The organism is Candidatus Villigracilis saccharophilus (genome assembly GCF_016711665.1).
Genome location: NZ_JADJSO010000002.1, coordinates 82,206 through 105,744, shown reverse-complemented (window position 1 = coordinate 105,744; position 23,539 = coordinate 82,206). Strand labels below are relative to the sequence as shown.

Here is a 23,539-nt window from a genome sequence, read left to right as displayed (position 1 = left end):
GAGCTGCAGACTGAACCTGAAATGGACAATTCCTGGGAGTTGAATGTTGCTTTAGCTGAAACTTATGAATCGTTGGGAAATTTTGAATCCGCGTTTGGAAATCTTGACCAGGCGATACGTATTACCAGCGGTCTGGACGATGATTCTTTGCAGAAAGAGATCCACACCCGTTTGCAGGAAAAACGCGAGGAGCTTGAAAGCCAGCGCGTCATTTATACCTGCACTGAAGACGCGAAAAACAAGCTGTCGCTTCGCAATACCGCTGAAGCCCTGCGTGCCATCCAAACCGGCATGAAAAATCCGAAAGTAAAAGATAATACACCTTTACGCCAATTACGCGATGAAGTATTTGCCCGCGCCTCGGATGACCTGCTTCAGAAAGTTCAGCAGGAACGCAATAAGGGCACTGATGATGGCAAGATTCAAGCGGTGACCGCGCTTGTGGATCTTCAAACTCTGGAGGAACTGGTTGAGCAGCCTGTTGAACAGCGCCGCTCCAGTGAAGGGTTGAACCGCCTGCGCGCTGATCTGGCTTCGGTGGCTGATGCGGTCATTCGTACGGCATTGGACTTCGACCCTGCCACCCTTCCGCTTGAGCATGCCATTACCCAGGCTACTGAGCTTTCTTCACGTTTACAGACCTTTGATAATGTCATTCCTTTATTTAATGCTGAATTGGGCCGGTACGTGAAAAACTTAAGAAACGCAGGGTTGATACTGCCCGGCATATTGAAAAATTTGCAGGAGTTAAAAGACATTACAGAACACGCATACCCAGAGTTTTTGGGATGCCGCCATTCACACAGGCGACTTTTTGATGTTGGATCAATACTTGAACAGTATTCATAAATTGGAGTTGAACACACTGCCCGAGGTTCGTGCGTATGAAAAGCGGCTGGAAGAGACCAAAGAAGCCTGTGCGCACTTATTGAATGTTATAAATGATGTTAAACTAAAATTTAATCCGCCGGGTGAAGATTTTGAGACAGTAAAGAAAATGATTGTCGAAAGTTCGGTTCAACCTTCCTACCGCGTTAGTGGTCAGGCGTGGCAGGCGCTTCATGCCCGCCAGTATGAAGAAATTCGCCGTTTGCTTGATGATCATTTGCGAGTACCTGATATTTACGGCAGCGGTGATCTGGTGGGCTGGCAAAAAGTGCTGGATCAGGCTGAAGAACGTGCCCGCGAATTAGAGTTGTGGCAAGAGTGGGACCGGCAGTGTACTTATAAGATGGATGCTGCAGCCCAATCTTTGCATGTGGCAGAATCTCAGCGTGAAGAACCGGTTCGTATTCGAAAGGCGAACTGGGAAAAAGTGCGGGATAATGCCCAGTCCACACTCGCGATTCTCACTTATTCAGAAAGTGCTGCTTCGGAAACAAATGAAGTTTCACGCAATATATTGACTATCGGTATACTGGATCCACAAAAAGCTCCTGTACCTGCTCGTTCCAGGAAAGCAAAAGATATTCAAGAGGAAGGCAAACGACGGAAAACCCTGGTGGAGGATTGGCGCTATAGATCAGAAACCCAAATCTTAGCCTTGGCCGAAGTGTTGGACCGGCGCGGCTTTCCAACTCAAAGTGAATTCGCAAATGCGGTTGCCCAGAAGGACTGGGAGCGTTTGGATAAACTAATAACGCGTGCGCGTGAAGCGGGAATTACCAGTGAAGAAGAACGTAAACGCGTGGAAGTGTATGCGCGCACTCTGGAGGAGCAGCGTAGCAAAAAGAAGGGCTGGTGGCCACGCTGATGAAAATTGCCATCTTTTCTGATATTCATGCCAATTTCCCTGCTTTGAGCGCGGTAGCGGACGATGCTGCCAATGAAATGGGGGTAGGTTATCAGCAATGCTGGACTCTGGGTGATGTGGTTGAATATGGTCCGCATCCGTCGCAGACCCTTTCATTTTTGCGTGATTTTGTTGACCCTCAAGCCTGGGTGATGGGGAATCATGATGCCATGCTCAAAGATCTTGTGCTGCCGGAAGATCTATCGTCTGTTTCCAAATCAGATAACCTTATTCATGTTAAAGTCAACAAAGGCGAAGGGCGTGAAGTTGTTGGCCGTAACCTTTTCATGAAGGAGGGGGATTGGTTCAAAACCACAGCCATGCCTGTGGAAGTTATCCTGCTTAATCGCGCCGCCATTAAGCAGGATCCAGACGCGGAGGCTTTCTGGCGTAAAGCTTTCAAGCCTGATCGTGCTGTGCCACGTAAAATCAAACGTGATGGGATCAATATTGTGCTTGTCCACGGTTCTCATGCCGACCCGTTGTCACGCTATGTTTATGGCTGGGAAAAAGAAATCCTCATTCCCCGTGAATTGCAAGAGCTAAAGAAAATACGCGGCAGGTCAAAGAAACCGGTTATCCAGTTTTATGGGCATACCCATGTCCCCACGTTTATTCATGCCAGAGAAATGAACGGCGAATTTGAGATCCATACGGAGAAGATATTTTCCGGGCAGACTTTTTCGCTTGAGGGTGATGATTATTATATGATCAACCCGGGCTCGGTCGGCCAGCCGCGTGACCGTGATCAACGGGCATCCTACGCGGTTCTTGATACCAAAGCGCATACTTTGACTTTTCGTAGGGTAGAATACGATTATACCCAAACTGCGAGCGACCTTGTGGCAGGCGGATATCCTGAAAGTTTGATTCGTAAATTGCAAACTGCTTCAGCCGCTGAAAAACAGACTCCCGATGAATGGCTGGAACATTATAATGAGGCAAGCCAAAGATGAGCTATAACGACCTCGAACCTCAAAAACGAAGCAACCCCGGTTTTCAAGTCGGACTTGTCGGCGGAGTCATTATGATCTTTGTCAGCCTTGCCGTTTTTTTTATGAACGGTGCCGATACTGATGGCGATCTGCTGGTCTGGTTCATTCAATTGGCAGTATATTTTTTTCTTGCTCGTATCGCTGCCAGCCGTCAGGCTGATATGCAGACCAGCAGTTACGAACCAATGCGCGGTGTTGAAGGGGCAGGGGTGGGCGCTCCCTTGACGGCCAGTGTTATGATGTGGATTTTTATCGTCGTGCGCGGAATTGTAAGAGACGCAATGGGGATGACGATTACAATTGAACCTGTTAGTTTTTGCGGCTGGATCATATTGGATGTTGTGCTTGCGCTTGCGATCGGTGGATTGACAGGCCGCGCAATTGTAAAACAGTCCCAGAGTGATCCTTATAACACAAGCAATTTTTGATCACAAAAAGGAGAGAATAAACTATGAACGCTGAATGGTGGGAAGGTCCTGTCCGTTTTATGTGCGCCTATTGGTGGGTGTTCTTGCTCATGATCGTGCTGGCGCTTACCGCTTATTTCACCCGGGATTACTGGCTGCCCTTGCTAGGTTTATAAATGAAATGAAGGTAAACTGCCGTGCAGGATGAGTGGTGGGAGAGTCCGGTTTGTTATCTTTGTGACTATTGGTGGGCACTCCTTATCATCCTGTTCCTTGCATTGGCAGGATGGTTCTCGCGTGACTATTGGATTCCCGTTCCTCTGGCGCCCACAGCCACCGTAACCCCGGTCCCAACTCCGTCACCGCGGCCTTCGGCTACTCCGACACCATCACCTACCCAAACTGTCGAACCAACCTCCACGCGTGTGCAGACTCTTGGCACGGGGGATGTGCAGGTTACGCTTCTTTGGGATTCTGTGAATGATTTGGATTTATGGGTTACAGACCCGGCTGGCGAGACCATTTTTTATTCACATGATAGATCTGCCAGCAAAGGTGAGCTGGATGTGGATGCCAACCCAGGCTGCGGTGGTGTAACCTCCAGTCCGGTGGAAAATATCTTCTGGCCCACAGGTGATGCTCCGCAAGGCACATACAAAGTTTCAGTTCAGTATTTCAAAGTCTGTCAGCCTGCTGCGTGGACTCCCTTCACGATCCGCTTATTGGTGGATGGGCAAATCCAGGCTTTTGAAGGCGCGGCATCAACAGAGAATGAGTTGATCGAAATTACCACCTTTATTGTTCAGCGATGAATTTTCCTGCTGGAGTATTGAAAAGCCGAATTTTCCACGAACATGGCTATTCCTTTCGCAGAGTCGAAAACGACGGCGGTCTCTATTCCCAAAGCGTATTTTTAGTATGCCATTTTCTATAGATGAATTATCTTAACATCACAGTGTTGATTATCAGATATAGGTTCTAAAGTTGATCTACGGGAGGCAATTGTTATGAACGCTGATGGTGGCGGAAAATTTTCAGGGCGGCATCGCATTCCTTCGATTTCCAGGCATGCGATGGGCGGCAGTGCTTTAAAGAAGTGCCTTCTTTTTTGGGGGATGTTCGCTTTGATCCTGACTGCCTGCAGGGAGGAAACGGATTTTTATTTTTACACCAATCAAAATTGGAAACTTGAATCGGCATTAACGGTGGATAAAGCTGTTCTGGATTTGTTAATGGGCGCGGGTGGAATGGCGATCGGCTCTAATTTGGGGATCCCGGTGCCGGATACCATCCTCCAATCGGAAAACTGGATCAGCCTCTCGCTGGATTGGATCGTTAGCGAGTATCGGAATCAGGGTTTGGATGCCAATTGGAGACAGAGATCTAATACCTACACCTTGTCTGTCAAGGGAGGTCGGTTCAGTGATATGCCGGGCGTTGCCATCGGGTTAATTACCCTGGAGAAGGTTTCAGGAACGGATGATCAATATCATTTGCAAATGCAGGCGCTGAATCTGGACATGGGGAAATGGAACGGGGCATAATGGCGTTGCCCGGTTTGGGCTATGACCGGATCGTTACATTACACGCCGCAAAGATCATCCAAAGCAACGCGGATGAAGTAAGCGGTGGCAAGGCGGTCTGGCATAACCCCGGTTTGGTAGATGTGGTGTTCGAGCCAGCCAATCCATTTCCTCTGCCAATCTTGTTTATTTTTCTTTGCTTGGGTGGCATCAGTATTCCAATCAGCTTGGCAGTAAAAGGCCTCGGTGGTTCAAAATGTCCCGCCTGTGGGCGTCGAGTTCGTAAGGGACAGGAAATATGTCCCCATTGTGGCGGATATTTGAGCTATGCTATGATAGATATCTGAATATGAGGGAAGAATGACACTTACAAGCAGAAAATGATGCGATTTAATAGAAAGTGTTATAAGAAGTCTAAGAAGGGCATGAAAGTAAAATATAGACTACATGAAAAAATATTAGCAAGAATATTAATTAAGTTTAGAGTTCAATTTTGGGCCTAGTAAAAATTTTTGCCAGCAGGGAATTTATCTGTTAATCTGCTCGAATTTGTATTAATTTAAAACTAATTCGCAATTGTTCACGTAAATTTGAGGACCGGATTTTGAGAACTCTAAACTCAAGCCACTAACAAATTAAATTAATTATTCAAAATTTACTATTTCTTCATATTTTGGTCATGTTGTGAGGTGAAAATGGGCAAAGACGTGAGAGGATTTACTTTTATTTTAGTAATATCAATATTAATCCTTGTTAGTTGTACTCAATATATGGCTACGCCCACCCCCCAACCTACGCTTCAACCGTCGCCGCCATCTCAATCGTGTAAAGTTGATAGAAAACCGACAGTACCAAAGAACACCGATGTGTCGATACCTGATGAAACAGGTCTGTTAATCATACTGGATATTACTGCTAGTACAAGAAATTGCAGCCCTGTTTCACGTGAGATATTGACCAGGTTTCCCATTTTCTCTTTAGCACTTTCAAAGAATTTTTCCAGTAATGATCGTCCTTATCCTCATATTGCTATCTCTACTTATGATGCAAATGGACTACATCCTGTTTTACCAATGGATGATCATTTAAACCAAAAAAATTCTCCTATGTCGTGGTATGAAGACATAACTAACATAGTCCCCGGCGATTTATCAGGAGAAAACTATGGGACAATTCTTGAATCAGGCCTGTCCGGTTTAAGTGAAACTGATTATAAAAAGCAAAGATTACTTATCATTACTGATGGAAGTTTTATTGGTAATTCAGTCCAATTATCTAACCAGATATCTGAAGGTGTGGATGATATCTCTGTTCAGCAAGAGGTAGATGTTCTTTTGTTGTGTCCAGCGCAGGTTAGTGATTTGACTGCTTGGGAAAATATTCATAATCTAGATGGAAAAATAAAAATCTATCGCACTGATGTAGCTGACTGGTTTCAAGTTCTTGTAAAGCAGGTGTTTGATGGCTTTCTTTTACCAGATGAACTTGATAATTTTATTCCTAGTGGACAAGTGTCAGCATCTTCAATGCCTGCTCTTGGTGTGCATCAATTACATTCAGTATCTCTTTATGAAGGTGCTGTTGAGCAAAACCCAGGAAAAAATTTTTTGACTGATGGCGAAATCCCGGTCTTGAAGTCGATTAATGTAAGGCATGATTTTTCCAAAGGTACTTGTGGCAGGGAAAAGAAAGTTAGAAACCTAACTCAAGGTGATTTATTTTATTGGTATTCGCCATTGACATCCCTCGCCCCAAACGTAGATATTAAAATTGCTTCTTTCCCTAACGATAATAGGTCTTTAAAAATTACAACTTTTTTTACCATTCCTCAAATGTCAAATGGTGAATTATTAGATGAGTTGCGGTGCATTCAGCCTGTTTTAATTGCTCAAAAAGGCAATGCACCCATTTCAGTGAAAAACGCTTCTGATGGAAGTGATGTATGGAGTATGGACACCTTAGGGCGTGTGAAGAGCGAATGGGTCTGGGATAAAGATACTCCCCCTGATACGTTGCAGTTTATTGTTCGGTATGCGGGTGAGGGAAATGAACTTATATTCGAGCAAACCCTGTTCCCCAAGCCTTTTGTACGCAAGGCTGCTACCACAAATAATGATGAATATTGGACTTTAGATATGGATGTTTGGTTTCCTTCTAATTTGATCAATACGGATCCGTTGAAGGCCTTGAGTGATGAGTATGAAAACACAAGCAAAGAGGCTGATTTTCCGATCGAATGTGCTGTTGAATCTAAAGATACAAATTTCTATCCCGGTGAATATTCTTCTGAACCATATACAGATTCAAAAGATGTCATTCATCCTATTGTTTATGAATGGACGGCGGCATCCAATGATCAGGATAATATGTGCAGGTTGCAGATAGATATCTTAAAGGATACTTTAGAAACATGTAAATATAATAAGTTTCAAGTCGTCTGGCCAGATACTTCTTGGGAATGTGCCTTAGACGATTCTTCTGATTCTCTTAAAGTAAGTTGTTCCTCGCTTCCATAGTCATCTTGCCTTGAGCAATGCTGTAAAGGATAAAACTTATGGATCTGCCTATTCCCAAATCTCGTTCTGGAATGTTTGCCAGCCTTGTTCTTGTGGCTTGTCTGTTTCTTTTCTATTATCAGACATTTTACGAATTTGCCCGGGGGGTTTATTTGAAGGAATATGTTCCTGTTGGGGTCGAAGCTAATACACTGCCAACAGGGATCAAGGTTGTTTTAAGGGTGCCAAAATATACATCTTCAGTTATTCCAGGATGGGTCTACGGTAGCGTTGAAAATAAATCCGATGAAATGAAAAAAATAAATTTATCTTTTATGCTCAAAGATGAGAATATTATATTGATTCCATCCAGTTATCAAGATGAAAATATTTTCCAGCGGGCAATCTCGAATTTGGAAATATTGCCGCACTCAACCACTTATTTTCGATTTCCGTGGTCAAGCAATATTGCAAATAATAATTCTGTTTTGTTATATGTTAATCAGAAAGAAGCTCGTTTGAACCGTTCTGTAGAGTCGATGATGGTAAGTTCTGTCAAAGCTCTTCGTCGCTCTGTGTTGGAAAATTTATTTATGCCACCATGGGCAAATACTCTTTTACCTGTATTAGCATTAGTTTTTTGCTATTTTGCGGAAAACGATGTCAAGCATGCTGATAAAACACCGTTGAGATTTAAGATATTATTCCCCATATTAATTTATGGCATCTGTGAATCTTTTTGCTTCTACTTCTTGGTTATGTGGTTCATGGGGCAGGGCGCTATGTGGGGCATAACAGGAATATTGGGATGGATTATTTTAATCGGTTATCATTCATTTTCTCAACAAACTGATGCTGACTACCAAGACGATTAGATCCTTCTTTTCAAAGGTGTATTATGAATATTGATTGGAAAATTGTCGTAATTTTTCTTGAGGTCGCAATTATAACTTTAGGTTTGTGGCTTTACCTTGGAAAACCAACATTTAAAGATACGTTGAAAATAATAAAGAATATTTTCTTTTCTGTTTTTCAGAAACATGAAAAAATTAATGGTAGTAAATCTCTTATAAAAAATCCTATACCGACCAGGCCTCAAGTTGAAATGGAAACAATTAACGAGAGACTGTCGAAAATTGAAACCAGTGTTTTTGAAATTAAGAATGTTTTGAATATCAGAATGGAAAAAGAAAAAACTAAATCTGTTTTTGATGATTTAACTCGAAAAAATGAAAAGAAGAACCTTTCTGATGCCGATAAAGCTTTAATTAATGTTGGATTTGATGACCTGAAAGAGCGATTTGCTGAAATTAGAGAAAGGTTGGAGAAAACCAGCCAGCCTTCTGAGTTAGTATTAAAAGCTGCTGACTCTTTAGACGCTGTAAAAACGATATTGGAAATTGTTCAAGCGTTAAAGACGACAGAACATGTGCAAGTTATGCGAGATAGTGACAAACAGTTTTTCAAGGAAAGCCTTTCCTGGTTTATAAATGATGTAAATGCTGCGATCCAGAATTTTTCGATTGGTGATGTTCAAATGGAGAAATTAAGCAAAACCTTAAACGCTCAATATGATCAATTTCTGCACAAGTTAAATGATGTTTTAAATAACCATAGCTATAAGGAATGTCCTAGTTGTCATAATGTGGCAGTCCCTAAGGATGCGCTAGTTTGCCCGTGGTGTAGGGAAGATTTTGAAAAGAAAACTATATCAGAATCAAAATGATTTCTTGTTCTGTTTGTGGTTATGATGTATTAGGTAATGCAAGCGAATGCCCCAATTGCGGAGCGGTGCTTGAAAAAATATCGCAGCTGATTCAAATACATGTTTGCTTGAATTGTGGAACTCAAAACCCGCCTGAGGCTCGATTCTGTCATCAATGCGGCAACACATTAACAAAACAAATCAATGAGGAATCATCCAGCTCTGTGGTGGCAGATGATTCTCCAGATGTTCAGTTATTTCAATCTAGAGTGAAACTGAAACTGAAACTGAAACTGAAACTGAAACTGAAACTGAAACTGAAACTGAAACTGAAAAAACTAATTTAGGGTTGTATCCAACTATATTCCCACTGGAACAAAAACAGGCTTCTGCTGTTCTTCCGCTCAGAAAAAAGATATTTCGGATTATCATTTTCTCCGGAGGAGTGGCAGGGCTGCTTTGTCTTTGCTTGATGGCTGTGATGGGGTATCGTTTTTTTAGCTTCCGAACGGCTGTTCCTGCGGGCAGTACAATGCCGGAAACAGTCGATACAACACAGCAGGTCGTTATACAATTAACACAGACAAAAGTTGTCATTCCGAAACAATTAACGGCTACGATTCAGCCGTCATTAACAAAAACACGAGTTCCAACCTTCACATTTACTCCTCGACCTACAGCCACGGCAACAAAGAGCCTTCCTTTCGGCAAGATTGTCTTCTCATGTCAGATGGATGGGGAAAACCACGATCAAATTTGTATTATCAATGCAGACGGCTCAGGTTGGCGGCAATTGACCGATAACGGTAAACATAACTGGTACGCTTCGATTTCCCCCGATGGGCAGAGTGTAGTGTATTCATCAAACATGACCGGAAACAATTATGAGATTTATGAAATTAGCGTTCGTGGCAGCAATCTTATCCAGCTGACTTCGCGTCTTGGCGGAAAGTTATACGCTCCCGAGGTTTCGCCGGACGGAAACAAAATAGTCTTTACGCATGACGATAATGGATTCCAAAGTATTTGGGTTATGGACCGTGATGGGTCAAATCCGCACCGTATCTCTCCTGACGACGGGTGGGATCCTTCCTGGTCGTCAGATGGGGGGCAAATCTTGTTTGCCTCTCTTACGCCCAATGGTTCTGTGCAATTATTTACGATGGATGGAAGCGGTTTGAACCAGAGACAGGTTACAAATATGAGCGGCTTGATTGGGCGCAGTGACATGTCGCCAACTGGAGAATATGTTGCCACTTATGCGGGGAAATATGGCTCTCGTTCAATTTACCTGATTCCGATGAATGGCGTGGAACCGACCAAATATTTTTTCGACCCCACATCTGCTGCCCCCAGTTTTTCTCCTGACGGACAATGGATGGTTTTCACTGGTTATTTGGACCATCCAAATGATTTTGACAGGGGATGTGAGATATATTTGGTTAAGTTGAAAGCCCCCGAGGCTGCTATCCGACTCACAGATAATAATTATTGTGATTGGCAGCCTCGCTGGGGACCATGATGAGCGACCTAAATGCGGCGTGATTAATGAAAATAACATCGTTGAGCTCCTGTCCTGTTTGTGGCGAGATGTTTGCTAATGAAATTCGCGAGTGCCCCAACTGCGGCGCTGTTCTTCCGGTACGCGCAGCTTTGGCAAAGAAAGTGCGCCGTCCTTGGTATTTACAAAAAAAACTCGCCAGGCGAATCTCTGTTGAAAAAACGCTCGAACGCGAGATAAAAAGTATCGGGAGAAATTTGGATGCACGTGATTTTCCAAAAGCGCTAAAAAGTATCAGGCGATACGCGAATCCACAAAATCATATAAACCGCAAAAAATATGGGGAAGTTTATTTGACTTGCTCGAAAAGAGCGCCGGGCTGCTTGGTCAATTGAAGAGTGCCCTTGACTCGGCTGCTACACAGCAGAATTCCTTGCCACAGCCGAAGGCTGCGCGTTCTCCTTCATTGGCTGGTAGATTGGCTGCGATCCCAGTTTTAATCCTGGCTGGGGTGGGGGTGTTGGGGCTGTTTAACTTGTTGCCTGCTAAGCCTGATTCAAATTCACCGGTAACTCAAGTTGTAACCATTGTGGCGACTGAGGTCACGCCTGATTTTTTGCCAACTGTTACACCGAGTGCGAAACCTTTATTTGATCCAATTCCAATTGGAAGCAATAATATAGACAAAGTACAGGACCTATTTCGCTGGTCAGCAGGGAAGATATTACAAGCCTCTCCTTTTCACCGGATGGGAACTTCGTCGCTTCCGGTGATGGCGCTGGAAAAATAAAAATCTGGAAATTATGGACAGATCAGCCTGTCTTTGAACTAAGCGGAACACATGTTGCGTTTTCGCCGGATGGCAAATGGATCGGAGTGGCAGGTCCTGATGGTTTGGAACTCTATAATGCCTCTGATGGTGTCTTGGTTCGTTCCTTTGATAAAGATCACCCATACTTCAGTGTTTTATTTTCGCCGGATAGTCAATTGATCGTGGGCGGGTCAGACATCAGAAAAATCTTTGTTTGGAGCGTCAATGATGGCGCTGAACAAAAATCCGGAGGAAGTATCAATGGGCCGATCCATAGCTTATCCTTCTCTCAGGATGGCCTTTTACTGGCCGCTGCTTCGAACGAAAGTACATATGTATGGAATTTACAAAAGCAAAAGATTCAGCGTAGTGTGGATTTTCCAAAACAAAAGCCTGTTTATTACAGTATTACCGTGGATGGTGATGGGGAATGGTTTGCCATGGGGCATGAAGACGGGCAAATATACATCTGGCGCATTAGCAATGGTGAACGTATGGCGGTTTTCAATGATATGAGCCGGTTTGTTCACGGGCTGCAATTTTTCCATGGTACCAATTCTCCTGAGATTTTGGTTTCAGGTGATGAGGTTAATTTTTCCTTTTGGATCATGGATGGACGTGAGACATCATTGCGCCGCTCAATTTATACATCCACCCCGATCCTAAGTCTGGCTATTGCCCCCGAAAATAAAGTTATTGCCACCGGCGGTAATGACGGAGTTATTCATCTTTGGGGCGTGATCCCTTGATAGGGATTGAATGCCTGGTTTCGATGTGAATTGTTCTTTGTAGAAATTAGCAGGCACGAGGCTTATGCCTAAAAGAAAACGGAATCTTCAGAATACGATGAAAAGGTCGCTGACGGACTGACCCTCCACAGTGACTAGGGGGCGCAATACACTTCACAGGCAATCATGTCCTTGTTTGTGAGTGTAACATCGCGCCTTCAATGTCGTACCGTGGCAATGTCAATTGACCGGTGGGGGCCTTCTTTTTTGTCTCGCTTTACGGATTCAGTATACAATACCTCGGAATTTTTTTTATTCATCTGGATGACCATCTTGCGTAGACTGCTTGCGAGAGCAAACGGTTCGCGCTTGTTTCTCTTGTAACCAATTCGCCGTAATCCATGTCTCCGTTATATTTTTTCATCATCTCGTCAAGCGTCTGTGCCACGTGGATTGCGGATGCGCGCACTGCGTATAAGGTTGCGATCACGAATAATGGATTGTCGCTTAAGCATGCGCGGCAGATCTCAAATAAATTAGGCAGTGACTTGTACACTTCCCATACTTCGCCCTTGGGGCCGCGCCCGAATTTGGGCGGGTCAAGGATGATGCCGTCATATTTCATACCGCGCTTTTCTTCGCGCTGCATATATTTGACCGCATCTTCCACGATCCAGCGGATGGGCTTATCACCTAGTCCGGATAATGCCTGGTTTTCACGCGCCCAGCCAACGGATTTTTTGGATGCGTCTACGTGCGTGACCTGAGCTCCCGCCGCCGCCGCCGCTAGAGATGCCAGTCCCGTATAGCCAAATAGGTTGAGAACTTTTACGGGGCGATTCTCTTTTTGGACGAGATCAGACATAAAGTCCCAGTGAGATGCGACTTCAGGGAATACTCCAAGGTGGCGACCTGGAGTCGTCATCACTGAGAATTTTAATTCCCTCACCCCTTGCCCATCTCCCTTGGAGAGAGTGGTCGGGGAGAGGGCGAGCGGATATTTCATTTCCCATTTTTCTGGTAGTTTCTTTTTCTCAACCCAGTGCCCGCCACTTTCTTCGGCCGTGGGTTGGAAGACCGCGTGGGCATCACTCCATGTGGACGCTGGCAATGCGCGCGCCCACATGGCTTGTGATTCAGGACGGGCAAAAATATATTTTCCAAAGCGTTCCAGCTTTAAGCCGTCGCCTGAATCGATTAATTCATAATCCTGCCAGCGTGCAGCTTCGAGCAATGTAAAGTTGGGGAAATGATTCATAAAGTGCACCTTTTAAACAGTACGAAATGACCAGGTGGATTCCTTGATTTTTATCTTTTAAGTTGTATAATGTGGTAAGAAGTGGTAAGAAGTGGTAGACAGGCGCCGAATAATCGGCGTCTGATTGTATTAAAAGGATAATTAGCACAAATGTTCATTGGCCAGTTCCAACACAATCTCGATGATAAAGGGCGCTTGATGATACCGTCGCGCTTTCGTGATCTGTTGGCAGGCGGCGCATACATTACACAAGGCTTTGATAAATGCCTCATGGTGATGACAGAAACTTATTTTACACAGGTCTATGAGCGTATTGAGGCCATGAACCTTGCGGATGCGAATGCACGTTCTTTGCGCCGCTTGCTTTTATCCAATGCCTATCCTGTTGAAGTGGATAAGATCGGGCGCATCCTTGTTCCGCTGAACTTGCGGACCTTCCTTCAAATAGAAGGTGAGGCCATTGTAGCAGGGCAGGGCGCATACTTTGAAGTCTGGAAGCCTGCCGATTGGAATGTGCAAATGGCGCAGCTTCAGGATACAGAAGCCAACTCTCAACGCTTCGCTGCACTGGATCTTTCGAAATCCATCGGCTAGTTAACTAGCGAATTCGCTGATCATGCCGCACAAACCTGTACTTTACAAAGAGATTATACACGCACTGCAACCCAAAAGCGGTGGTCGTTATGTAGATGGCACTCTGGGCGCGGGCGGTCACGCTCGCGGGATCTTGGAGGCCTGTTCGCCAGATGGGCATTTGTTGGGTCTGGACGTTGACCCGCAAGCGCTTGCGCTTTCTCGTGAGACCTTGGCTCCTTACGCCGAAGGCGGACGTACACATCTCGAGCAGGCCTCCTACATCACCATCACAAAACAACTCGCCGCATTGAAATGGGATTTCGTCGACGGTATCGTGCTTGACCTTGGCGCATCCTCCATGCAGTTCGATAATGCCGAACGCGGATTTTCGTTCATGCAGGATGGTCCGCTCGATATGCGCTTTGGTTCGAATGCATTTCAAAGCGCAGAGGATATCGTCAATACCTATGATGAGCGCGACCTGGCAGACTTGATCTTTCGTTATGGCGAAGACCGCGATGCGAGAAGGATCGCGAAAGCCATTGTCATGAGCAGACCGCTTCACTCTACCCGTGAACTGGTTGCTGTGATTGAGAAAGCGTCTCCCCGAAGAGGGGACCGCACACACCCGGCGACGCAAACTTTCCAGGCGTTGCGTATCGCTGTCAACGAGGAACTGGCATCCGTGGAGAGTGTGCTTCCGCAAGCCGTGGCAGGTTTACGGTCAGGCGGCAGACTCGCAGTGATCTCCTTCCACTCCTTGGAAGACCGCATCGTCAAGGAGTATTTTAGAGAGCAAAGCAAGGCGCTTGTCAACCCGCCTTACGAAAGAATTTATGAAGTGGAACGCAAGGCTATTATAGAAATTATCAACAAGAAACCAATCATGGCCTCTGATGAAGAGGTACAAGATAATCCGAGAGCACGCAGCGCAAAACTAAGAGTGATAGAAAAACTATGAACATACAAAACGTAAATCATCTTGTCCATGCATATAAAGTCGCACCCTGGCGCGTCCAGCGTCAGTGGATCGGCGCAGCACTGCTTGCGGTTGTGGCGCTTGTGATGGTTGCAACTCTATACCTTGATGTTACTTCGCAGGCGGCTATTGCCGGGCGCGAGATCCAGGTCTTGACCGCCCAGATCGCTGAAGGACAACGAATAAGCGCAGATTTGCAAACGCAGCTTGCTTCACTCACTTCGGCAAGTATCATGGAACAACGCGCGCTCGATCTTGGTTTCCGCCCCATGAAATCTTCTGATGCGGAATATCTTGTTGTGCCGGGATACTATGAACCCAAGCCTGAAATTCTTTCTTCTGCATCGCGTCCTCAATTAAGTGCTCTGACCATTCCTCCGGAATATAACGAGTCATTATTGGATTGGGTGGATGAAAAGATCGCGACATCTTCAAGAGGCAGAAAATGAGACAGCAATATGCGCGCAGAACCCAGCTTGTCATGGTGTTGATCAGCCTGATCTCACTTGGTATTATCGTGCAAATGGTGCGTATTCAAACCAGTCCGGCTGCAGCCATCTTAAAACAACGCGGTGATGAATTCCAAACCGAATGGCGTACTTTCTTTCCTGACCGCGGTGAGATCTATGACCGTACCGGTCATCTGTTGGCAGGGAATAAATCGGCTTATGAGATAGGGGTAAATTTGAATATTGTGAAAGATCCCGAGGCAATACTTGCCGCCGCCGCAAGTGTCGATCTTGATATGGATTATGCCGAAGCCTTGGATGCCATTCAAAACCCGCCCGAGAACCGCACTTTTGTTGTCATAGCGGATTATGTTGATCAGGAAAAAGGCTTGAAGCTCCAGGCGCTGAAAGATGCTGATGATGGCAGGTTCGGCGATTTAACAGGTTTGGAATTTAATTTGCATCCCATGCGTAGTTATCCCGAGAAGGATCTGGCTTCAAATATTATCGGTTTTGTCAGCCATGGCAGACGTGGCTATTTTGGTATTGAAGAGAAATATGATATTTTACTGGCAGGTGCCCCGGTTCAAATGCTTGTTCCAGTAGACCCAAATCTGGCCTCAGATATTGAGCATGTGCCGGATGGCACCACCCTCATCCTTACGATCAACCGTGATTTGCAGGCAGCTGCCGAGGACATATTGGATGAATCCCTTGACAAATATGGCGCGCAGAACGGGACGATCGCCATCATGGATCCGCAGAACGGCGAGCTGCTTGCAATCGCCTCGCATGAACGAATGGATCTAAATGAATTTTGGAATTACGGCTCGATCTTTGATAATGCCAGTGATTACAGCCGCGCCATTTCCACACCGTATGAACCTGGTTCTGTTCTCAAGATTCTCACCATGGCCGCCGCGTTGGACAGCGGGACAGTCACCCCTGGAACGACATATCTTGATACTGGTTCCATCATGGTTGGGGGGGCGGTCATTCGTAACTGGGACCAGGGAGCGTGGGGTGTTCAGGATATGACCGGTTGTTTACAGCACTCGCTCAATGTGTGCATGGCTACACTTTCCACATCCATGGGTGCAGGGACTTTTTACAATTACATGGACAAGTTTGGACTCGGTCACCTGACCGGTGTGGATTTGGCTGGAGAAGCCGCGGGCAGGCTTAAATTCCCGGGTGATACAGATTGGTATTTGGTTGATCTTGGCACGAATTCTTTTGGTCAGGGTGTTGCCGCCACGCCCATTCAGATCATGATGGCTGCTTCGGCCATCGCCAATGACGGACGTACCGTCACGCCGCACGCTGTATACGCGATGGTCCGGGATGGCCGCCAATACAATGTCCCCGCCCAGTTTGCGGGTTCTCCGATCTCTGAACAAACAGCAGATACACTTTCTGAAATGCTCGCAGTCTCGGTTTCGTCAGAAGGTTCGCTAGCGCAAGTGCCAGGCTATCGATTGGCAGGCAAGACCGGCACCGCGCAAATTCCTGTTAACGGTTTTTATGATGACGAAGCGACCAATGCATCATTCATAGGCTGGGGGCCGGTCGACGATCCGAAGTTCATGATCTATGTCTGGCTTGAACGACCGGAAGTATCCACTTGGGGTTCTGAAACCGCTGCGCCTGTTTTTGCTGAAATGGCTGAGAAGACCATCATCCTCTTGGATATTCCTCCCGACAACATCAGACAACAATTCGCTGTAAAATAAGATGCTCATATTAGCAGACGCCCTCGAAGCCATTACCCGCAACGCAGCTCGCTGTACGAACGCGAATGCGATCATTACTGAAGCGGCTATTGACTCGCGTCTGGTAATTCCTGGTTCGCTCTTTGTCGCCATCCCAGGTGAAAAAGTGGATGGACATGATTTTATTTCAGAAGCATTTAATAGGGGGGCGTCTTTTGCTTTAACCCAAAAAGAAGTACCCGCCTCATTGCGGACCCTTGACCTGCGCGGCGGTCAAGCGGTGGAACCTACCTTTGACTTTACCCCGCCTCTCTGCTTGCGTGTAGATAATACCATCTCCGCATTACAGCAGATCGCGCGCTTTTGGCGACGCAAATTGGATTTGCGTGTGGTTGGTGTAACCGGCAGCGTGGGCAAATCCACTTCCAAAGAAATGATCGCTGAGGTACTTGGAACGAAGTATCGCACGCTAAAAAGCCCCGGGAATTTAAATAATGAAATTGGATTGCCGCTCACGATCTTAAGGCTTGGGCGCGGCTATCAACGCGCCGTGCTGGAAATGGGGTTTTACGTGCCCGGCGAGATCCAATTCCTTTGTGATATTGCCCTGCCTCAAATTGGCGTTGTAACGAATGTTGGCACTGTCCATGCAGAGCGCGCAGGTTCACAGGAAGCGATCGCGCGCGGAAAGAGTGAATTAGTCCAGGCGCTTCCATCTGACGGAGTGGCTATCCTTAACTTTGATGACCCCTGGGTTCGCAAGATGGAGGAGAAAGCCAAAGCCCGAGTCTTCTTTTACGGGCTTTCCCCTGAATCCCACCTATGGGCTGACCAGATCCAAGGGCTCGGGCTGGATGGCATTCGCTTCCGCCTGCATTACAAAGGCGAGACGATCCATACTCGTGTTCCCATGATCGGACGCCATTCTGTCCATACCGCTTTACGAGCTGCCGCTGTTGGTTTGAATGATGGATTGAATTGGCAGGAGATATTCGAAGGTTTTGCTCAGGGACAGTCTCAGCTCCGTCTCGTTGCTGTGCGCAGCAAGACCGGAGCTTTAATTCTGGATGATACCTATAATGCATCACCGGAATCCATGCTGGCAGCTCTAAACCTGCTGGATGAAATGGATGGCATCAAATATGCTGTTCTAGGTGACATGCTTGAACTCGGTCCTTATGAAAAACAAGGACATGAGATGGTGGGGCTGCGTGCTGCACAGGTGGCAAAGACCCTGCTTACACTGGGACCGCGCGCCCATCTGATCGCAGAATCGGCCCGCCGCGCAGGTATGAAAGCTGCCAATATTATCGAGTTTGAGGAAGCGGAGCCGATCGTGGATTGGTTAAGCAAGCACCTGACATCGAAAGATGCCGTCCTGATCAAGGGGTCGCATGGGCTGCGTATGGACCGCATCACGGCCGCCCTCGAGGTGCAATCATGAGACAGATCGCGCTTTCCCTTAGTTTGGCCGGACTCGCGTTTGTGATGACCGCCATCTGGGGCGGACCGTTGCTTCGTATTTTGCGTCATTACAAGATCGGCAAGATCATTCGCGTGGAAGAGCCGGGCCATCATGGCGTGAAAATGGGAACACCCACCATGGGCGGTGTTCTGTTCATTTTTCCAGTATTGTTGTTTAGTGGTTTATTAAACGCGGTCGCTTTAATTGGCGTCAGTATCACAGCGAACGGGGTTGGGCGTTCAGTGCTTGTGCCGATGGCTGCCATGGTCGGATATGCCATTCTTGGGGCAGTCGATGATTGGGAAGGGATTCGCGGCAAGCGCAAAGGCGACGGCATGCGCGCGCGTACAAAATTTTTCTTCCAGGTGATCCTGGCGCTTGTGGTTGCTTATGTATTGAAATACCAAATGGATGTGCCGGATCTGTATTTGCCCGGATTATTCTTTGAGATCGAACTAGGCTGGTGGTATGTGCCGATCGCGGCATTTATCATTGTAGCCGAATCCAACGCGATGAACTTCACTGACGGGCTTGACGGCCTGGCCGGCTTGATCGCTGCGACAGCTTTTGCAGCTTTTGGAGGGATCGCCATCATGCAAGACCAGGTCTATGTGGCGCGGTTTTGTTTTATTCTGGTTGGAGCATTATTTGGTTTCTTATGGTTCAACGTGCATCCGGCTGAACTATTCATGGGCGATACCGGTTCCCTTCCATTGGGGGCGGTGCTGGCTGTGGTCGCGCTGATGACCGGCCAATGGCCGATGCTGCTGATCATTGCCGTTATCCCGCTGGCGGAAATGGTTAGTGATGTGATCCAGATCGTTTATTTCAAATGGACGAAAGGAAAGCGCTTTTTCAAGATGGCGCCCATTCATTTACATTTTGAATTACTCGGCTGGAGCGAAACCCAGGTTGTACAGCGCTTTTGGTTGATCGGATTGATGGCGGCTTTAATTGGAATTGGACTTTCGCAAGTGTAGCTATTATGACAAATTGGAACGGAACTCACACACTCATCCTCGGCGCAGCAAGACAGGGAATTGCCCTGGCCCGCTGGCTCGCTCGTCACGGTTCATCCGTGACTTTGAGTGACTCGCGGTCCGCGAATGAACTTGCTTCCGCGCGTGCCGCTCTCGCAGATACGAGCGTGGAATGGGCAGTGGGTGGGCATCCCCTGGAATTATTGGACCAGGCTGATGCGCTTTTCCTTTCGGGCGGCGTCCCGTTAACACTGCCCATTGTTCAGGAAGCAGTGAAACGCGGAATTCCGCTCTCGAATGACACACAGGTCTTCATGGAAGTTGTGCCGTGCAAAACAATCGGCATCACCGGCTCGGCAGGAAAGACAACGACCACAACCCTGGTCGGTGAAATGGCGAAACTTTCAATTCAAAATACAGAATCCGGTTCCCGGAATTCGGTCTATGTTGGAGGCAATATCGGCGACCCGCTCATTAATTATGTGGATGAAATGAAGGCGGACGATCTGGCGATCCTGGAACTTTCCTCTTTTCAATTGGAACAGATGACCATTTCGCCGAATATCTCTGCGATCTTGAACATCACCCCCAATCATCTGGATCGTCACGGCACAATGGAAGCATATACAAATGCTAAAGCCCGCATTTTGGAATTCCAGACTGGAAAAGATACTGCCATTCTCAGTCATGATGATAAAGGTGCATGGAGTTTGCGCAATAAAATAAAAGGCAGACTTTTAACGTTTAGTTTGCATGATCTGGATGAAGGTTTGAATGGCGCGTACCACCATGATGGATTATTGAATCTGCGCGATGGCAATGCGTATCTGCCTTTGATCTTGCGCGAGAATATCCAGTTGCGTGGCGACCATAATGTAGCAAATGTGCTCGCGGCCTTTACCATCGGTCACGCGGCTGGATTTAAACTTGATGACATGCTCGAAGCGGTTGAAGAATTCCGCGGTGTGCCGCATCGGCTTGAACTGGTACGTGAATTGCATGGTGTGCGCTGGTATAACGACTCGATTGCGACTGCGCCGGAACGAAGTATGGCAGCCATCCATGCCTTTGATGAGCCGATCGTATTATTGCTTGGCGGGCGTGATAAGAATTTACCCTGGCTGGATATCGCCGAGTTGATCTGCCAGCGGGTGGATCATGTGGTGGTCTTTGGCGAGGCGGCGGAATTGATTCAGAAAGCCATAACAAGTGTCAGTGAAGTTCGAAGCGTTGACCTTCATCGCGTGAATGATCTTAAAGAGGCAGTGATCAAAGCCGCGGAAATCGCCTCGGCAGGTGATGTCGTCCTGCTTTCACCGGGCGGTACAAGTTATGACGCGTTCAAGGATTTTGCAGAGAGAGGAGATTATTTTATAAAATGGGTACAGGAACTTTCGTAAACGAACGGCCTTTAAACCGCCCCAGATTTACAGGCGGCTTCGATATGCCATTGCTTGTCGCTCTGGCTATATTGATCGTGTTTGGCTTGGTGATGCTCTTCTCTGCTTCGTACGATTTTTCAGGCAAAGTATATGGCGACCCAATGTATATGTTTAACCGCCAATTAATGTGGCTTGGAGTTGGGATGGTGATATTTACCATTCTTGCTTTTTCTGATTACCACTATTGGCGTAAACTGGTTGTGCCAGCCATGGTGGTCTCTGTTATTTTGCTGATCGCCGTCCTGTTTGTGGAAGGTGAAGGCCCGAAACGTGGTCTTTTCAATGGTTCTGTACAGCCTTCGGAACTGGCCAAGCTGGTATCCGTCCTTTATCTAGGGGTTTGGTTGAATGCGAAGAAACAGGACTTGCAGGATGTTTCCTTTGGATTAATTCCCCTGGGTGTGATTCTTGGTTTTGTCGGCGGGTTGATCGGATTGGAACCTGATTTCAGCGCTGCCGTAACCATTTTGATTCTTGGCGGTCTGCTGTTCTTTCTTGCAGGCGGAGACATAAAACAAATTAGCATCCTGCTCGTCGTGGCGATAATTGCCGCTGTTTTAGTTTCAGTATTTACGGCCACGGGTCGTGATCGCATGATCCCATTTATTGCCGGACTAAAAAACCCATTGGATTCTTCAGATCATGTGCGGGCTTCGCTTGGGGCGATCGCCAACGGTGGGTGGTTTGGTACAGGACTTGGATTGTCACGCAGCAAATATTTGCAGTTGCCGCTCCCTCCAAGGGACAGCATTTTTGCAGTCATTGCTGAGGAACTTGGATTGGTGGGTTCAATCGCCCTGATCGCTTTATATGGATTTATCTTTTGGCGTGGATTTGTTGTTGCGCGTCGCGCCCCGGACATGCTTGGTACTTTGTTGGCTTCAGGGCTGGTAACCTGGATTGCTTTTGAAGCCCTGTCTAACATCGCTGTGATGGTGGGGCTCATGCCCTTCACTGGAAACTCACTGCCATTCGTTAGTTCTGGCGGATCAAATCTTGTGATCATGTTGAGCGCATTTGGCATGGTTTCGAATATTTCCCGACAAACCGGCGAAGGTACGATCACGGATGAAGAATGGAGGTCTTATAGTGCGGTTGCTAATTTGCGCTGGGGGGACGGGCGGCGGAGTGTATCCCGCGCTCGCCGTACACAGCGCGCTGACCAGTCAAAACCCCGGCTTTGAAACTTTGTGGGTTGGTGGTGAAGGCGGTATGGAGCAGGAACTCGTGAATCGCGCGGGTATCCCTTATCGTTCCATTCCTGCGGCGGGCGTGCATGGCGTTGGCTTGCGGGCATTGCCTGGCAATCTATTAAAACTTGCGCGTGGTGTAACAGCTTCACGCCAAATTTTACGCGAGTTCAAACCGGATGTGCTTTTCTTTACCGGCGGCTTTGTTGCCGCTCCCATGGCTTTTGCTGGTCGAAATATTCCAACCGTATTATATGTGCCTGATATTGAGCCTGGTCTCGCGCTCAAATTCCTTTCCCGTTTTGCTGATGTCATCACCGTGACTGCGACGGCTTCAAAGAAATATTTCCCGCGCCTGAAAGAAATTATTCCCACGGGCTACCCGCTTCGCCCTGACCTCGTAAACTGGTCCCGCGCAAAAGCGATCCAGCACCTAGGATTGGATGCTGTGCAAACAAAGCCCACCCTGCTCATCACCGGCGGAAGCAAGGGCGCGCGTTCGATCAATATGGCGGTTCTGAACCATCTCAACGAACTTCTGAACATCGCGCAGATCATTCACATCACAGGTTCATTGGATTGGTCCCTTGTTGAAAGATCTGCGCAGGAATTGCCTGTGCATTTACGCTCCAGTTACCATGCCATGCCCTATTTGCATGAGATGGGCGCTGCATTAGCCGCCGCAGATCTGGTCGTATCGCGGGCGGGCGCTTCCACACTGGGAGAATATCCGCTCTTTGGTTTACCTGCTGTGCTGATCCCATATCCTTATGCATGGCGATATCAAAAAGTGAACGCAGATTTTCTTGCCGAACAAAATGCGGTGGTCATCTTGCAGGATGAGTTATTGGAAGATAAACTTCTGAACACGGTAAAAGACTTGTTACTTAATGATAAGAAAAAACTTGAAAGCATGCGTGCCGCGATGAAAAAAATGGCGCACCCCAATGCGGCAGATATTATCGCCAGCCAGTTGGTTAAACTGGCAGGAGAGCAACCCTTATGATGAGCATTGTTTATATCTTCTGGATGTATGTCGTTCTATTTGCCGTGATCGGTGCGATGCGCGGCTGGGCGAAGGAGCTGCTTGTCGCTTTCAGCGTGATCACCGCGCTGGCAGTCAATTTGCTTTTGGAAAAATATATTCCGCTTGTACGCGACCTGGAAGACGCCAGCAGTTCAGTTTTTTGGATTCGCACCATCATCCTTCTGGCGCTCGTTTACTTTGGATATCAAACCGTAGCCATTGCGCGTTTCGCATCCAAGGCTGCCCGCGAGCGCTTGCAGGATTCCCTGTTCGGCGCAGTGCTGGGCGGCATTAATGGTTATTTTGTTGCGGGAACGGTTCTTTTCTACAACCATGTCGCGGGTTACCCTTATAAGAATATCATCAGTCCGGCAACTGATCCGGCGGTGATTCAGGCCGTGGACTTAATGATGAAATATATGCCGCCGCGTTTGTTGGGCGAGCCCGGTATTTATTTTGCCGTCATTATCGTTTTGATCTTTATTATCGTGGTCTATATCTAGG

At 47.0% G+C, this 23,539-nt stretch carries 26 protein-coding genes; 25 read left to right on the top strand and 1 reads right to left on the bottom strand.

Features of this window, described 5'->3' with window-relative positions:
• The first annotated feature begins 21 nt into the window (after window positions 1-21).
• From IPL17_RS00800 to IPL17_RS00730, 15 genes are all read left to right on the top strand, one after another.
• Entirely contained in the window at window positions 22-849 is an 828-nt protein-coding gene (locus IPL17_RS00800) for a hypothetical protein (protein WP_345305169.1), read from the top strand.
• Entirely contained in the window at window positions 818-1,753 is a 936-nt protein-coding gene (locus IPL17_RS00795) for a hypothetical protein (RefSeq protein WP_345305168.1), read from the top strand. The genes IPL17_RS00800 and IPL17_RS00795 overlap by 32 nt, the downstream gene beginning before the upstream one ends.
• Window positions 1,753-2,748 carry a metallophosphoesterase family protein gene (locus IPL17_RS00790; RefSeq protein WP_345305167.1) on the top strand — a complete coding sequence of 332 codons (996 nt, stop codon included), beginning with the start codon at window positions 1,753-1,755 and terminating at the stop codon, window positions 2,746-2,748. The genes IPL17_RS00795 and IPL17_RS00790 overlap by 1 nt, the downstream gene beginning before the upstream one ends.
• Entirely contained in the window at window positions 2,745-3,215 is a 471-nt protein-coding gene (locus IPL17_RS00785) for a hypothetical protein (RefSeq protein ID WP_345305166.1), read from the top strand. The genes IPL17_RS00790 and IPL17_RS00785 overlap by 4 nt, the downstream gene beginning before the upstream one ends.
• A 23-nt stretch (window positions 3,216-3,238) precedes the next feature.
• The gene (locus IPL17_RS00780; RefSeq protein WP_345305165.1) at window positions 3,239-3,370 is read left to right on the top strand and encodes a hypothetical protein; all 132 of its coding nucleotides are present in this window, start codon (window positions 3,239-3,241) and stop codon (window positions 3,368-3,370) included.
• Window positions 3,371-3,391: 21 nt separating this feature from the next.
• Entirely contained in the window at window positions 3,392-4,006 is a 615-nt protein-coding gene (locus IPL17_RS00775; RefSeq protein WP_345305164.1) for a hypothetical protein, read from the top strand.
• 195 nt (window positions 4,007-4,201) lie between these two features.
• Entirely contained in the window at window positions 4,202-4,738 is a 537-nt protein-coding gene (locus IPL17_RS00770) for a hypothetical protein (protein WP_345305163.1), read from the top strand.
• A complete protein-coding gene (locus tag IPL17_RS00765) occupies window positions 4,723-5,064 on the top strand; it encodes a hypothetical protein (protein WP_345305162.1) in 342 nt (113 codons plus the stop codon). Before IPL17_RS00770 ends, IPL17_RS00765 begins: the two co-directional genes overlap by 16 nt.
• A 348-nt stretch (window positions 5,065-5,412) precedes the next feature.
• Window positions 5,413-7,233 (top strand): hypothetical protein, encoded by a 1,821-nt coding sequence (locus tag IPL17_RS00760; protein WP_345305161.1) that lies wholly within the window; start codon window positions 5,413-5,415, stop codon window positions 7,231-7,233.
• Between the two features lie 38 nt (window positions 7,234-7,271).
• Window positions 7,272-8,087, top strand: a complete 816-nt coding sequence (locus tag IPL17_RS00755) for a hypothetical protein (protein ID WP_345305160.1) — start codon at window positions 7,272-7,274, stop codon at window positions 8,085-8,087.
• Window positions 8,088-8,110: 23 nt separating this feature from the next.
• Window positions 8,111-8,938 (top strand): hypothetical protein, encoded by an 828-nt coding sequence (locus tag IPL17_RS00750; protein ID WP_345305159.1) that lies wholly within the window; start codon window positions 8,111-8,113, stop codon window positions 8,936-8,938.
• A 328-nt stretch (window positions 8,939-9,266) separates the two neighbouring features.
• A complete protein-coding gene (locus tag IPL17_RS00745; protein ID WP_345305158.1) occupies window positions 9,267-10,439 on the top strand; it encodes a hypothetical protein in 1,173 nt (390 codons plus the stop codon).
• A gap of 26 nt (window positions 10,440-10,465) precedes the next feature.
• The gene (locus IPL17_RS00740; RefSeq protein WP_345305157.1) at window positions 10,466-10,813 is read left to right on the top strand and encodes a hypothetical protein; all 348 of its coding nucleotides are present in this window, start codon (window positions 10,466-10,468) and stop codon (window positions 10,811-10,813) included.
• 38 nt (window positions 10,814-10,851) lie between these two features.
• A complete protein-coding gene (locus IPL17_RS00735; RefSeq protein ID WP_345305156.1) occupies window positions 10,852-11,208 on the top strand; it encodes a hypothetical protein in 357 nt (118 codons plus the stop codon).
• Between the two features lie 104 nt (window positions 11,209-11,312).
• Window positions 11,313-11,978, top strand: coding sequence for a hypothetical protein (locus tag IPL17_RS00730; protein ID WP_345305155.1), 666 nt, complete (start codon window positions 11,313-11,315; stop codon window positions 11,976-11,978).
• Window positions 11,979-12,273: 295 nt separating this feature from the next.
• Here IPL17_RS00730 and IPL17_RS00725 read toward each other — a convergent pair whose 3' ends face one another.
• Entirely contained in the window at window positions 12,274-13,215 is a 942-nt protein-coding gene (locus IPL17_RS00725; protein WP_345305154.1) for a class I SAM-dependent methyltransferase, read from the bottom strand.
• A gap of 150 nt (window positions 13,216-13,365) precedes the next feature.
• Here IPL17_RS00725 and mraZ point away from each other — a divergent pair, with 150 nt between their 5' ends.
• Genes mraZ through IPL17_RS00675 form a run of 10 tightly spaced genes read left to right on the top strand, consistent with a single transcriptional unit; the run spans window position 13,366 to window position 23,538 of the window.
• On the top strand, window positions 13,366-13,809 hold the full coding sequence (gene mraZ, locus IPL17_RS00720; RefSeq protein WP_345305153.1) for a division/cell wall cluster transcriptional repressor MraZ: 444 nt from the start codon (window positions 13,366-13,368) through the stop codon (window positions 13,807-13,809).
• A gap of 22 nt (window positions 13,810-13,831) precedes the next feature.
• The gene (gene rsmH, locus IPL17_RS00715) at window positions 13,832-14,752 is read left to right on the top strand and encodes a 16S rRNA (cytosine(1402)-N(4))-methyltransferase RsmH (RefSeq protein WP_345305152.1); all 921 of its coding nucleotides are present in this window, start codon (window positions 13,832-13,834) and stop codon (window positions 14,750-14,752) included.
• A complete protein-coding gene (locus IPL17_RS00710) occupies window positions 14,749-15,219 on the top strand; it encodes a hypothetical protein (protein ID WP_345305151.1) in 471 nt (156 codons plus the stop codon). The genes rsmH and IPL17_RS00710 overlap by 4 nt, the downstream gene beginning before the upstream one ends.
• The gene (locus IPL17_RS00705; protein ID WP_345305150.1) at window positions 15,216-16,952 is read left to right on the top strand and encodes a penicillin-binding protein 2; all 1,737 of its coding nucleotides are present in this window, start codon (window positions 15,216-15,218) and stop codon (window positions 16,950-16,952) included. The genes IPL17_RS00710 and IPL17_RS00705 overlap by 4 nt, the downstream gene beginning before the upstream one ends.
• A 1-nt stretch (window position 16,953) precedes the next feature.
• Window positions 16,954-18,375, top strand: a complete 1,422-nt coding sequence (gene murF / locus IPL17_RS00700) for a UDP-N-acetylmuramoyl-tripeptide--D-alanyl-D-alanine ligase (protein WP_345305149.1) — start codon at window positions 16,954-16,956, stop codon at window positions 18,373-18,375.
• Window positions 18,372-19,376: a phospho-N-acetylmuramoyl-pentapeptide-transferase gene (mraY, locus tag IPL17_RS00695; protein ID WP_345305148.1), complete on the top strand. Its 1,005-nt coding sequence runs from the start codon at window positions 18,372-18,374 to the stop codon at window positions 19,374-19,376. The genes murF and mraY overlap by 4 nt, the downstream gene beginning before the upstream one ends.
• 5 nt (window positions 19,377-19,381) lie before the next feature.
• Window positions 19,382-20,776 (top strand): UDP-N-acetylmuramoyl-L-alanine--D-glutamate ligase, encoded by a 1,395-nt coding sequence (gene murD / locus IPL17_RS00690; protein ID WP_345305147.1) that lies wholly within the window; start codon window positions 19,382-19,384, stop codon window positions 20,774-20,776.
• Window positions 20,755-22,002 (top strand): putative peptidoglycan glycosyltransferase FtsW, encoded by a 1,248-nt coding sequence (locus tag IPL17_RS00685; protein WP_345305146.1) that lies wholly within the window; start codon window positions 20,755-20,757, stop codon window positions 22,000-22,002. Before murD ends, IPL17_RS00685 begins: the two co-directional genes overlap by 22 nt.
• The gene (gene murG / locus IPL17_RS00680; protein ID WP_345305145.1) at window positions 21,908-23,014 is read left to right on the top strand and encodes an undecaprenyldiphospho-muramoylpentapeptide beta-N-acetylglucosaminyltransferase; all 1,107 of its coding nucleotides are present in this window, start codon (window positions 21,908-21,910) and stop codon (window positions 23,012-23,014) included. Before IPL17_RS00685 ends, murG begins: the two co-directional genes overlap by 95 nt.
• Complete coding sequence (locus tag IPL17_RS00675) at window positions 23,011-23,538, top strand: CvpA family protein (RefSeq protein WP_345305144.1); 528 nt, start codon at window positions 23,011-23,013, stop codon at window positions 23,536-23,538. Before murG ends, IPL17_RS00675 begins: the two co-directional genes overlap by 4 nt.
• Window position 23,539: the final 1 nt, after the last annotated feature.

Excerpts from the sequence above, each read along its gene's own strand:
- IPL17_RS00800 (WP_345305169.1), top strand. The coding sequence starts at position 22 with ATGGACAATTCCTGGGAGTTGAATGTTGCTTTAGCTGAAACTTATGAA.
- IPL17_RS00795 (WP_345305168.1), top strand. The coding sequence starts at position 818 with ATGTTGGATCAATACTTGAACAGTATTCATAAATTGGAGTTGAACACA.
- IPL17_RS00790 (WP_345305167.1), top strand. The coding sequence starts at position 1,753 with ATGAAAATTGCCATCTTTTCTGATATTCATGCCAATTTCCCTGCTTTG.
- IPL17_RS00785 (WP_345305166.1), top strand. The coding sequence starts at position 2,745 with ATGAGCTATAACGACCTCGAACCTCAAAAACGAAGCAACCCCGGTTTT.
- IPL17_RS00780 (WP_345305165.1), top strand. The coding sequence starts at position 3,239 with ATGAACGCTGAATGGTGGGAAGGTCCTGTCCGTTTTATGTGCGCCTAT.
- IPL17_RS00770 (WP_345305163.1), top strand. The coding sequence starts at position 4,202 with ATGAACGCTGATGGTGGCGGAAAATTTTCAGGGCGGCATCGCATTCCT.
- IPL17_RS00765 (WP_345305162.1), top strand. The coding sequence starts at position 4,723 with ATGGAACGGGGCATAATGGCGTTGCCCGGTTTGGGCTATGACCGGATC.
- IPL17_RS00760 (WP_345305161.1), top strand. The coding sequence starts at position 5,413 with ATGGGCAAAGACGTGAGAGGATTTACTTTTATTTTAGTAATATCAATA.
- IPL17_RS00755 (WP_345305160.1), top strand. The coding sequence starts at position 7,272 with ATGGATCTGCCTATTCCCAAATCTCGTTCTGGAATGTTTGCCAGCCTT.
- IPL17_RS00750 (WP_345305159.1), top strand. The coding sequence starts at position 8,111 with ATGAATATTGATTGGAAAATTGTCGTAATTTTTCTTGAGGTCGCAATT.
- IPL17_RS00740 (WP_345305157.1), top strand. The coding sequence starts at position 10,466 with ATGAAAATAACATCGTTGAGCTCCTGTCCTGTTTGTGGCGAGATGTTT.
- IPL17_RS00725 (WP_345305154.1), bottom strand. The coding sequence starts at position 13,215 with ATGAATCATTTCCCCAACTTTACATTGCTCGAAGCTGCACGCTGGCAG.
- mraZ (WP_345305153.1), top strand. The coding sequence starts at position 13,366 with ATGTTCATTGGCCAGTTCCAACACAATCTCGATGATAAAGGGCGCTTG.
- rsmH (WP_345305152.1), top strand. The coding sequence starts at position 13,832 with ATGCCGCACAAACCTGTACTTTACAAAGAGATTATACACGCACTGCAA.
- IPL17_RS00710 (WP_345305151.1), top strand. The coding sequence starts at position 14,749 with ATGAACATACAAAACGTAAATCATCTTGTCCATGCATATAAAGTCGCA.
- IPL17_RS00705 (WP_345305150.1), top strand. The coding sequence starts at position 15,216 with ATGAGACAGCAATATGCGCGCAGAACCCAGCTTGTCATGGTGTTGATC.
- murF (WP_345305149.1), top strand. The coding sequence starts at position 16,954 with ATGCTCATATTAGCAGACGCCCTCGAAGCCATTACCCGCAACGCAGCT.
- mraY (WP_345305148.1), top strand. The coding sequence starts at position 18,372 with ATGAGACAGATCGCGCTTTCCCTTAGTTTGGCCGGACTCGCGTTTGTG.
- murD (WP_345305147.1), top strand. The coding sequence starts at position 19,382 with ATGACAAATTGGAACGGAACTCACACACTCATCCTCGGCGCAGCAAGA.
- IPL17_RS00685 (WP_345305146.1), top strand. The coding sequence starts at position 20,755 with ATGGGTACAGGAACTTTCGTAAACGAACGGCCTTTAAACCGCCCCAGA.
- IPL17_RS00675 (WP_345305144.1), top strand. The coding sequence starts at position 23,011 with ATGATGAGCATTGTTTATATCTTCTGGATGTATGTCGTTCTATTTGCC.